This is a genomic window from Amycolatopsis sp. NPDC057786 (genome assembly GCF_042797905.1).
GTDB lineage: Bacteria > Actinomycetota > Actinomycetes > Mycobacteriales > Pseudonocardiaceae > Amycolatopsis.
This window is the reverse complement of record NZ_JBHVKW010000041.1, coordinates 43,025-52,359: the sequence shown is the minus strand read 5'-3', so window position 1 is coordinate 52,359 and position 9,335 is coordinate 43,025. Positions and strand designations below refer to the sequence as shown.

Sequence of the window (9,335 nt, the reverse complement as noted above, 5' to 3'; positions counted from 1 at the left end):
CCTGTGTTCAGGCCGTCGACCGCAAAGGGGAGCACGCGCATGGGCACCAAGCTGATCATCGACACCGACCCGGGGGTCGACGACGCCTTCGCGCTGGCACTGGCCACGCAATCGGAGGACGTCGAACTCCTCGGCGTGACCACGGTGTTCGGCAATGTCCCGCTGAGCCACACCACCGCCAACGCCCGCCGTCTGCTGCGGCTTTTCGGCCGCGACGACGTGCCGGTCGCCGCCGGCGCCGCGCGGCCGCTGGTGTACGACAACGCCAAGCCCGCCGGGTACGTCCACGGCCAGGACGGCCTGTCCGGCCACGCCGGGACGCTGCCGGAAGCGAAGCGCCCGCTCGACGAACGCGGCGCCGTCCGGCTGCTGGTGGATCTGCTGGAAGCCGCCGACGAGCCGGTGACCATCGCCCCGATCGGCCCGCTGACGAATATCGCGCTGCTGCTGGCGGCCCATCCGGACATCCGCGAAAAGATCGGGCGGATCGTCGTCATGGGCGGCGGGGTGACCAAGGGGAACTCCACCACCGCGGCCGAGTTCAACATCTGGAGCGACCCCGAGGCCGCTCGCCGGGTGCTGGTCGACGAGGACATCCCGACGGTGCTGGTCCCGCTGGACATCACGCACCAGTGTTCGGTCGACACGGATTGGCTCGGCAAACTCGCCGCGTCCGGCCCGCTCGGCGCGGCGCTCGAAGCGCTGACCCCGACGTACGTGAAGCACTACACCCCGATCCTCGGTATGCCGGGGATGGTCATGCACGACGCGGTCGCGGTGGCCGAAGCGATCCAGCCGGGCATCCTCGACCTCGAGTCGTACCCCGTGGACGTCGAGTGCGGCTTCGGCCCCGCGCGCGGCGCGACACTGGTAGACCGGCGAAGGCTGCGAAGCACCGATCCGCAGGCCGTCCCGGGCCGCACCATCGACGTCGCGCTGACCACCGACGTCGACGCCTTCCGCGAGTTCGTCCTCGGCCGGATCATCGGTGGCCGGTGATGGAACAGGAAACCTCGCGCCGCCGCAGACTTCCGGTGATCATCGCCGCCGTCGTCGTCGCGGGCGCCGCCCTGGTCGCCGCCATCACCTTCGCGCCGAAGGAACAGCCGAAGACCGAGGCCGCCGCCGTTCAGTCCTCGGCCCCGCCCGCGCCGCCGTCGTCGTCCGCCCCGGCGGAAATGCCGAAGGAACAGCCGAAGGTCCCGCAGCGGATGGGGCAGGAGTTCGACGCCTGGGTGTCGAAGACCAGCGGCTGGCTCGACATCCCGCTGCGCGCGATGACCGGCTACGCGAAGACCACCGTCGCGCTGAGCAAGGAAACGCCGGGGTGCCGTCTTTCCTGGGTGACGCTGGCCGCGCTCGGGAAGATCGCCTCCGATCACGGCCGCGCCGCCGGTTCCGGCCTGAACGCCGACGGCGTGATGACCAAGCCGCTCGGCGCGGTCGAGGTCCGCGACTTCTACAACAAGGTCGTCTCGTCCGCGAACGCCAGCGGCCCGCTGCAGCTGACGCCGTCGGTATGGGACCGGTTCCAGGCCTCGGCCACCGGCGGGAAACCCGACCCGCAGAACATCGACGACGCCACGCTCACCGCCGGACGGGCGCTGTGCGCGGGCGGCCGCGACCTCGGCCAGGGCCAGACGTGGTGGAACGCGGTGAGCACGTTGCAGCCCGCGCCGTTGCTGATGCACCGCACGCTCGCGACGGTGAACGTCTACGGCACGGTCGGCCAGAGCCCGCAGCCGCCGAACGCGGCGGCCTTGAGCGCGGTCAACTTCGCCATCGACAAGATCGGGCTGCCCTACGTCTGGGGCGGCAACGGCACCGGTGGCAGCGACCCTGGTTTCGACTGCTCCGGCCTCACGACGGCCGCGTACGCGAGTGCCGGCGTCAAGCTCATGCGCACCGCCCACACGCAGTACCACAGCGTGAACAAGGTGACCGATCCCCAGCTTGGCGACTTGATCTTCTACGGCGAGCCGAACACGAAGATCCACCACGTCGGGCTGTACATCGGGAACCAGCAGATGATCGACGCCCCGCAGACCGGACAGGCGGTGCAGGTGCACACCTACCGGAAACAGGGCGACGACTACGCCGGAGCGGGCCGTCCGACGGCTTAGGCCCTAACGCCAGGGCATGTGCTGGAGGCACCAGGTATTGCCGTCGGGGTCGGCGAAGTACGCGTAGAACACTCCGCCGAGGTCCTCGACCTCGCTGACCTCGACGCCGCGTTCGACGAGTTCGGCGCGGGACGCCTCGATGTCGGCGACCACCAGGTGCAGACCGCGCAGGGTTCCCGGAGGCATGTCGAGGGTGGGGAGACCTTCGGCGAGGGTGATCGAACATGCCGAACCGGGTGGGGTGAGCTGGACGATGCGGACACCGGGCTTCGGGTTGACGTCGACGTCGAGGCGGAACCCGAGCTGGTCCCGGTAGAAGGTTTTGGCCCGTTCGATGTCGGTGACCGGCACCGGCACCAGTTCCAGCAACAGCTTGCCGGGCGGCACGGGTGGGTTGCCGGAATTCTCGGTCATGGATGGCGCCTTTCGTGGATGAGAGTGGCGAGAAGGGCGGCAAGACGGTCGTATCCTTCGCCGGCGCCGCGTTCCATCGGGCTGCGCACGACCGCGTCGCGGATCTCGGACGAGGCATATCGCGCGGTGACGGTCATGGTGGTGCGTCCGTCCGTCTCGTCCAGAACGGTGCTGACCAGTGCCTCACCGTCGGCCCAGTCACGGTGTAGCTCGGTCTGCACCAGGCGCACCGGCGGCACGACTTCGCGGAACAGCCCGTGGAGTTCCATCTCGGCGCCCGCCGGGCCGGTGGAGACGAACCGCCAGGCACCGCCGGGGCGCGGGTCGACCTCACAGACGGTGAGCCGCCAGCCGCGGGCGCCGTGCCAGCGCCGGAGCAGTTCCGGTTGGGTGAGCGCGGCGAAGACCAGCCGCGCGGGAGCGGCGAAGGTGCGGGTGAGGACGAGATCGGTGGTCCCGGAAGCGACGACCCGCAGCCCGAGGCCGGGGTGTGGGGAGGTCACGTTTCGCCGTCCTGCAGGTCGTCCAGCAGGGCGTCCAGTCGCTGGTAGCTCGTTTCCCAGTAGTCGCGGTAGTCGGCCAGCCAGTCCGTGGCCGTCTTGAGCGGTTCGGCCACCAGCCGGCACGGACGGCGTTGCGCGTCGCGACCGCGGCTGACCAAGCCGGCCCGTTCAAGGACCCGCAGGTGTTTGGAGACGGCCGGCTGGCTCATCGCGAAGGGCGCGGCCAGCTCGGTGACCGTGGCATCACCGGTCGCGAGCCGGGCAAGGATCGCGCGCCGGGTGGGGTCGGCCAAGGCCGCGAACGTCGCGTCCAGCGTGTCGCTTGCAACCATTTAGATAACCTCTCGGTTCGATAACCTAGAGGTTTTATAAGGCCGGAGTCCGGGTTCTGTCAAGATCGCGAACGCTGGGACCCGGCCGTGTGGTCATTGCTCGCCCCAAAGCATGAACGGCACCTCGCGAGCCTGTCGTGCGTATCCGCTCTCTTCCGACGTCTCCGCGATCCGCTCCAGAACCAGCCGGAACTCCGCCCGGTCGGCCTGGCTCAAGGCGTCCAGCTCATGACTGATCACCTCGAGACCGCGCACGGCCGTGTCCGGGTCGATCTCGTCGTCCTCGGCGTGTTCGAGGAACATCAGGGCCTCGACGATCGCCCGAACGAGCGGCGTGTTGTCCATACCGGGATTAAACCTCCGCCATCCTCGCGCGGAACCACTGACATAGGGTGACCGCGTGTATTCACCGATCCCGGTCCTGAACGAACTCAAGGACCTCTACGACTCGGCCGGCGACTACCTCGCCGACGGTTTCGAGCTGTCCGGCTACGACGACAAAGGCCGGTTCCCCCACGAACTGGACGACCCCGCGTTCCTCTCGCGGCTGATTCCCTTCGCCCAGGCGAACGGGAGCGGCTCGACGTACGCGATCTGGCGAGCCGATGACGAGACGGACCTCGCCCAGTCGCCCGTCGTGGTCTTCGGCGACGAGGGCGGCGAGCACGTCGTCGCGCGAGACTTCACGGATTTCCTGCGGCTGCTGGGTTTCGACGCCGAGATCACGGTCGACCACGACTCGGCGTACTTCTACCGCGAGGAAGACGACGACCACAGCGGCGCGCACGAACGGTTCGTCGAGTGGCTCCGTGAGCGCGACCTGACGCCGGCCGATGATCCGGACGGCGTCGTGGCCGCTGCTCAGGAGGCTCACGGACAGCGGTTCAAGGCGTGGATCAAACCGTTCTACGAAAAGATCGGCTGGGCCTGAAAAGCCGCCGCGTTGTCGCGCGCCCAATCGGCGAACGTGAGCGCCGGACGGCCGAGGAGTTCTTCCACCGTGGTGGTCGTCGGGCCAGGGCGCTCGCTGTAGTCGGCCAGTGAGCCGAGCAGGCGCGCGGGGACTTCCTCGGGGAGTCCCTGCGCGAGCATCCCCTGCCGTACCCGCTCGGGCGGAAGCTCCTGAAAGGACAGTGGCCGGTCGATGGCCGCGCCGATGAGCCGCACCTTTTCGTACTGGTCCACCGATCCCGGACCGGTCAGCGTGCACACCGACTCCGCCGGGACTCCGCCGAGAAGGGCGCGCACGGCGACCCCGGCGATGTCGGTTTCGTGGATCGGAGACGTGGCGGCCCGGCCGTACGCGCCGCGCACCACGTCACCCGCCTTGATCTGCGGCGCCCATGCCAGCGCGTTGGCGGCGAAATCCGCCGGGCGCAGCACCGTCCACTCCAGACCCGAGCGCGCGACAAGGTCTTCGGCGTGCTGGAACTGTGCGGCGAAACGGGCTTCCCCGGCCGGGTACCCCACGGTGATGGCCGACAGGAGCACCACTCGCCGTACACCTCGATCGGCCGCGAGCTTCAGCAGTTCTTCGAGGCCAGGGCCGGTGGCACGCGGGCTGATCTGGATCGCTTCGACACCTTCCAGTGCCGTCTCGATCCAGCCGGGGCGGAACAGGTCCCCCGCGACGACTTCCGCGCCACCGGGCAGCCCGGCACCGTCGCCCCGAGTGACCGCGCCGACGGAGGCGCCCTGGTCCAGTAGCAGTTTCGTCACCTGGCGTCCCACGACGCCGTTCGCTCCGGTGATCAGGATCATGATCGTTCCCTTGCTCGTCGGGATGTTCGCTCCCTGAACCGGACAGTGGCGCGAAACCTGACAGCGGCGGGCTGTGATCCGGGTCACCAGCCGGTGACGAGTTGCTCCCCGTGCCCGGACTCGGCCCACCGGCGCGTCGCGCGCTCGAGTTTGGCGGGGTTCGCCTGGGTGTGGACGCCCGCGATGCCGTCGGCGGTCACGTCGAAGGAGACGACCCCGACGACCCGGTCCTCGCCCATCAGCACCAGCGCGGGAGCGCCGTTGGCGACGGTCGCGAACAGCTCTGGTTTGCCGCCGATCAACGACCATTTCTCCGCGCTCGGCTTGAAAAGCCCGCTCACGAACCTCGCCACCCGCAGCGCCCCGGTGACCGGCCGCGGCAGCGCGAAGAGCGCGCCACCACTTTCGCCGTCACTGATCACGTCGTCGGCCAGCATCCGCACCAGCTTGTCGGTCCGGCCGCTGAGCGCCGCGGCGAGGAACTCCTCGACGATCTTGCGGGCCGCGGCCGCGTCGACCTCCACCCGGCGGCGGTCGGCGGCGAGATGTCCCTTGGCACGCCGGTAGATCTGCTGACAGTTCGACTCGCTGACGTCGAGCACCTCGGCGATCTCGGCATGCGGGTACCCGAACGCCTCGCGCAGCACGTACACGACGCGCTCCTTGGCCGAGAGCCGCTCCATCAGCGTGAGCATCGCGATGGAGACCGATTCCCGTTGCTCGACGGTGTCGGACGGCCCGAGCATCCGGTCCCCCGCGAAGACCGGCTCGGGAAGCCATTGGCCCACAAAGGTTTCCCGCCGGGCCCGCGCCGAGGTGAGCCGGTTGAGACAGAGGTTGGTGAGTACCTTCGTCAACCACGCCTCGGGCGTCTCGACGGACCCGTGCTCGGCGGACCGCCAGCGCAGGAACGTGTCCTGCACCGCGTCCTCGGCATCGCTCGCCGACCCCAGCAAGCGATACGCGATCGCCTCCAACCGGCCACGGGCCGCCTCGAACACCTCGACCTCGCGCCCACCGGTCAGCATCGCCCCAGATTAGCCATCGCGATGCCTCAGGCGGCGGGGATCCAGCTGCCGTGCAGTCCCAGCGGGACACGGGCGGGCAGGTGGATCTTCGCCAGTGGATCGCCGGTGAAGTCCTGTGCCGCGAGGATCACCAGGTCCGCCGCGCCCCGATCGCGGTCGTGGACGTAGACCAGGTTGTAGCCGTCGTCCTCCGCCGCGGCACCGGCCGACGGGACGAACACGGTCTCCCCCGCGCTCGCGTCACGGCCGAACTCGTGGGCCTCGGTGATCCCGGTCAGGAGATCGTGTTTGAGGAGAGCACTGCTGAAGCCCTCGTCCGGCCGGTCCGGTTCGGTGACGCTCGGGGTGGCGTACAGCTCGGCCGCCGCCGAATAGCCGTAGCGGTAAGGTTTTCCGCCGAACCGGCCGTTCAGGCGCGGGAAGTCCTGCGGGCGGTCGTGCAGCACCGCGCGCGTGATCCGGCCGGCCGTGAGCTCCACGGTCCAGCGTTCGAGCACGGGCTTCGAGGCGCCGACGTCGCCGAAGTCCACCGGACGGGGATGCACGACCACGTCGACCACCAGGTTTCCGTTGTCTTCGAAGGCGTTCAGGGTGTGGCCGACCATGACCGGCGCGGTCTCGAACCACCGCACCGTCCCGCCCGCTCTCGGCAGCAGGCCCAGCCGTGACGGCAGGTCCCGGTTCCAGTGGAACGGCACCCCGGTCGCGAGGCGCTCGGGCGCGAAGACCATCGGGGACTCGTAGAGCACCACATAACGCTCGGTGAGCGCGAAGTCGTGCATGTACGGCAGGGTCGGCGCCTTGATGTCGGTGACGCTCCGGTTGCGCCCGTCGGGACCGATCACGATGTGCTGCACGAAGTCCGCGCCGTAGCGGAAGGCCAGCGAGTGCAGCTCGCCGGTGGCGTGGTCGTACTTGCTGTGCGCGTTGGCGGAGAAGCCCTGTTCCGTGACACCGAGGGAAGCCGGTCCGACGGTGTCGAGCTCGTCGGTCAGCTCGTACGGGGCGAGCCCTCCTTCGATGAGCGCGTACAGGCGACCTCCGTGGCCCGCGACCTGGACGTTCGGCGCGAAGTCCATGCGCTCGTCGGCGACCTGCCCGCGTCGCGGTTCCCCGAGCCGATCGGCAACGGAGGCCGAACGGACCCAGCGGTTGCGGTACCACTCGGCGCGGCCGTCGCGCAGGCGCACGCCGTGGACCATGCCCTCCCCGAGGGTCCAGATCCGCGCCGACGCGTCTTCCAGACCCAGTGGGTTCGGGCCGATGCGCAGGTAGCGGCCGTCGAGGTCGTCGGGGATCTTGCCGCTGACGGGCAGGTCGAAGGCGGTGATCTCTTCGGTGACCGGGGCGAAGTTGCCGAGGACGTAGCGATTCATCGTCGTTACCTTTGCGCTGCGAGGTCTTGAACATTTGTATAATACATTTGTATAAGACACTTGTCACAGCACGCCGCTAGGATCGCGGTATGGGACAACGAGAGGACCTCCTCGACGGGGCCAAGCGCTGCCTGGTCGAACGCGGCTACGCGCACACCACCGCGCGGGACATCACCGCCGCGTCCGGCGCGAACCTCGGCTCCATCGGGTACCACTTCGGGTCCAAAGAGGCCCTCATGAACGAGGCCATGATCGAGCTGTCCACCGAAGCGGTGGAGCGACTGCGGGAACCGGAGGGTGTTTCGCCCCTCGCCACCTGGCAGAACCTTGTCGGCTCCTTCGCCGAGCAGCGCGACCTGTGGACCGCGGTCCTGGAAAGCGCGACGCAGGCCATCCGCTTCCCGGACCTCCGTGAACGGCTCGCCGATGCCCAGGACGAAGCCCGCAAGGTCCTCGGGGAACGGCTGTCCCCCACCGACGCCGACGCGGCGGGAGCCGTCCAGCTCGCCCTCATCGTCGGCGTGATGATGCAGCACCTCGTCGCGCCGGATCGGGCCCCCGGCGCGGAAAAGATCGTCCGCGGACTGGAGGCCCTCGCCGGCGGCAAGGACTGACTCAGGCCTTCCGTTCCTCGATCCCGAACAGGTTCAGCAGCCGTTCGGGGATGTCGTCGCCGAAGAGGCTTTCGAGCAGGAAGTCCTCCTCCATGGGCGTTTCACAGCGGACGAACATGGCCTGCTCGTACTCGGCGATGGCGGTCTCGACGTCGCCGGGACGCGCCGCGAGGGCTTTGGCGAGTTCGGCGCCGTCGAGCATCGCCAGGTTGGCGCCTTCCCCGTTCGCCAGCGCGAGATGCGCGGCGTCGCCGAGCAACGTCACGCCGGGAACGCGTTCCCAGCGCAGCCCGGACGGCAAGGCGAAGGCGGGGCGATGGATCGGCGCGACGTCGCTTTCGGTGATCAGCGCGGTGAGGTCCGGCGACCAGCCGTCGAACTCCGCCGCGATCCGCGCCTTGGCGGCCTCGGCGTCGGTGAGGTCGATGGCGTCGAACCACTCCAGCGGTTTGGTGAGCTCCACGTAGGCGTGCAGCGTGTCGCCGCTTTCCCGGTGGGCGTTGATCCCCATGCCCGCCGTGGGCCCGGTCCCGAACATCGATCCGCCGCCGACCGTCTTGGCCGCGGCGACGTGCCGGGTTTCGGAGTCGTACAGATAGGTCTCGACGAACGACATGCCGGAGTACTCGGGAGCGGCGTCGGTGAGCAGCGGCCGGATCCGCGACCACGCGCCGTCCGCGCCGACCAGGAGCCCCGCGACGACGGTGGTGCCATCGTCGAAGGTCACCTCGTGACGGCCGTCGCCGAGCGTCCGGGCGCCGACGGCCTTGCGCCCCCACCGGACGGTGCCCGCGGGGAGTGAGTCGAGCAGCATCCGCCGCAGATCCCCGCGTTGCGCCTCGGGGCGCCCGCCCGTGCCGTCGTCGCCCCGCTGGAACAGGACGGTCCCGTCCGACTCCAGGACCCGCAGTGCCTGACGGCCTTCCAGGACGATGCCGCGGAACTCGTCCATCAGCCCGGCCGCCTCGATGGCGAGCTGGCCGTTGTAGTCGTGGATGTCGAGCATCCCGCCCTGCAGACGCGAAGTCGGAGAAGCTTCCGCTTCGTAGACCTCGGACGGGATGCCGTGGACGTGCAGGACCCTCGCCAGGGTGAGCCCGCCGAGCCCGGCGCCGATGATCGTGACAGGTGTGTTCATGGTGACCCCTCGAATCGCTTCTGGAATGACATTCCAGAGCGTGCTC

At 69.2% G+C, this 9,335-nt stretch carries 12 protein-coding genes; 4 read left to right on the top strand and 8 right to left on the bottom strand.

From position 1 onward, the window contains the following. Positions 1 to 39 precede the first annotated feature (39 nt). Positions 40 to 999, top strand: coding sequence for a nucleoside hydrolase (locus ACFVM3_RS21705; protein ID WP_378441175.1), 960 nt, complete (start codon positions 40 to 42; stop codon positions 997 to 999). Then, positions 999 to 2,123, top strand: coding sequence for an NlpC/P60 family protein (locus ACFVM3_RS21700; protein ID WP_378441173.1), 1,125 nt, complete (start codon positions 999 to 1,001; stop codon positions 2,121 to 2,123). Before ACFVM3_RS21705 ends, ACFVM3_RS21700 begins: the two co-directional genes overlap by 1 nt. 3 nt (positions 2,124 to 2,126) lie before the next feature. On the opposite strand, the gene ACFVM3_RS21695 is transcribed toward ACFVM3_RS21700, so the two are convergent. From ACFVM3_RS21695 to ACFVM3_RS21680, 4 genes are all read right to left on the bottom strand, one after another. Next, positions 2,127 to 2,537, bottom strand: coding sequence for a VOC family protein (locus ACFVM3_RS21695; protein ID WP_378441171.1), 411 nt, complete (start codon positions 2,535 to 2,537; stop codon positions 2,127 to 2,129). After that, positions 2,534 to 3,040 (bottom strand): SRPBCC family protein, encoded by a 507-nt coding sequence (locus ACFVM3_RS21690; protein ID WP_378441169.1) that lies wholly within the window; start codon positions 3,038 to 3,040, stop codon positions 2,534 to 2,536. The genes ACFVM3_RS21695 and ACFVM3_RS21690 overlap by 4 nt, the downstream gene beginning before the upstream one ends. Then, a complete protein-coding gene (locus tag ACFVM3_RS21685; protein ID WP_378441167.1) occupies positions 3,037 to 3,372 on the bottom strand; it encodes an ArsR/SmtB family transcription factor in 336 nt (111 codons plus the stop codon). Before ACFVM3_RS21685 ends, ACFVM3_RS21690 begins: the two co-directional genes overlap by 4 nt. Positions 3,373 to 3,465: 93 nt before the next feature. Beyond that, the gene (locus ACFVM3_RS21680) at positions 3,466 to 3,717 is read right to left on the bottom strand and encodes a hypothetical protein (RefSeq protein WP_378441165.1); all 252 of its coding nucleotides are present in this window, start codon (positions 3,715 to 3,717) and stop codon (positions 3,466 to 3,468) included. 55 nt (positions 3,718 to 3,772) lie between these two features. Between ACFVM3_RS21680 and ACFVM3_RS21675 the strand changes: the two genes are divergently transcribed. Then, positions 3,773 to 4,303, top strand: coding sequence for a hypothetical protein (locus ACFVM3_RS21675; RefSeq protein WP_378441163.1), 531 nt, complete (start codon positions 3,773 to 3,775; stop codon positions 4,301 to 4,303). Here ACFVM3_RS21675 and ACFVM3_RS21670 read toward each other — a convergent pair. The 3 genes from ACFVM3_RS21670 to ACFVM3_RS21660 all read right to left on the bottom strand — a co-directional run bounded on the left by ACFVM3_RS21670 (position 4,279) and on the right by ACFVM3_RS21660 (position 7,537). Next, on the bottom strand, positions 4,279 to 5,133 hold the full coding sequence (locus ACFVM3_RS21670; protein WP_378441161.1) for an NAD(P)H-binding protein: 855 nt from the start codon (positions 5,131 to 5,133) through the stop codon (positions 4,279 to 4,281). The two genes, ACFVM3_RS21675 and ACFVM3_RS21670, sit on opposite strands and share 25 nt — an antisense overlap. A gap of 83 nt (positions 5,134 to 5,216) precedes the next feature. Next, positions 5,217 to 6,161, bottom strand: coding sequence for an RNA polymerase sigma factor SigJ (sigJ, locus tag ACFVM3_RS21665; protein WP_378441159.1), 945 nt, complete (start codon positions 6,159 to 6,161; stop codon positions 5,217 to 5,219). 26 nt (positions 6,162 to 6,187) lie between these two features. Then, positions 6,188 to 7,537, bottom strand: a complete 1,350-nt coding sequence (locus ACFVM3_RS21660; RefSeq protein WP_378441157.1) for a carotenoid oxygenase family protein — start codon at positions 7,535 to 7,537, stop codon at positions 6,188 to 6,190. A gap of 89 nt (positions 7,538 to 7,626) precedes the next feature. Between ACFVM3_RS21660 and ACFVM3_RS21655 the strand changes: the two genes are divergently transcribed. After that, positions 7,627 to 8,151 (top strand): TetR/AcrR family transcriptional regulator, encoded by a 525-nt coding sequence (locus ACFVM3_RS21655; RefSeq protein ID WP_125673518.1) that lies wholly within the window; start codon positions 7,627 to 7,629, stop codon positions 8,149 to 8,151. 1 nt (position 8,152) lies between these two features. Here the strand turns inward: ACFVM3_RS21655 and ACFVM3_RS21650 are convergent, their stop codons facing one another. Then, positions 8,153 to 9,289 carry an FAD-dependent oxidoreductase gene (locus tag ACFVM3_RS21650; protein WP_378441155.1) on the bottom strand — a complete coding sequence of 379 codons (1,137 nt, stop codon included), beginning with the start codon at positions 9,287 to 9,289 and terminating at the stop codon, positions 8,153 to 8,155. Positions 9,290 to 9,335 lie beyond the last annotated feature (46 nt).

What these genes read in the sequence shown, in the direction of transcription:
- ACFVM3_RS21685 (WP_378441167.1), bottom strand. Translation starts at nt 3,372, where the DNA reads ATGGTTGCAAGCGACACGCTGGACGCGACGTTCGCGGCCTTGGCCGAC.
- ACFVM3_RS21705 (WP_378441175.1), top strand. Translation starts at nt 40, where the DNA reads ATGGGCACCAAGCTGATCATCGACACCGACCCGGGGGTCGACGACGCC.
- ACFVM3_RS21670 (WP_378441161.1), bottom strand. Translation starts at nt 5,133, where the DNA reads ATGATCCTGATCACCGGAGCGAACGGCGTCGTGGGACGCCAGGTGACG.
- ACFVM3_RS21655 (WP_125673518.1), top strand. Translation starts at nt 7,627, where the DNA reads ATGGGACAACGAGAGGACCTCCTCGACGGGGCCAAGCGCTGCCTGGTC.
- ACFVM3_RS21680 (WP_378441165.1), bottom strand. Translation starts at nt 3,717, where the DNA reads ATGGACAACACGCCGCTCGTTCGGGCGATCGTCGAGGCCCTGATGTTC.
- sigJ (WP_378441159.1), bottom strand. Translation starts at nt 6,161, where the DNA reads ATGCTGACCGGTGGGCGCGAGGTCGAGGTGTTCGAGGCGGCCCGTGGC.
- ACFVM3_RS21650 (WP_378441155.1), bottom strand. Translation starts at nt 9,289, where the DNA reads ATGAACACACCTGTCACGATCATCGGCGCCGGGCTCGGCGGGCTCACC.
- ACFVM3_RS21700 (WP_378441173.1), top strand. Translation starts at nt 999, where the DNA reads ATGGAACAGGAAACCTCGCGCCGCCGCAGACTTCCGGTGATCATCGCC.
- ACFVM3_RS21660 (WP_378441157.1), bottom strand. Translation starts at nt 7,537, where the DNA reads ATGAATCGCTACGTCCTCGGCAACTTCGCCCCGGTCACCGAAGAGATC.
- ACFVM3_RS21695 (WP_378441171.1), bottom strand. Translation starts at nt 2,537, where the DNA reads ATGACCGAGAATTCCGGCAACCCACCCGTGCCGCCCGGCAAGCTGTTG.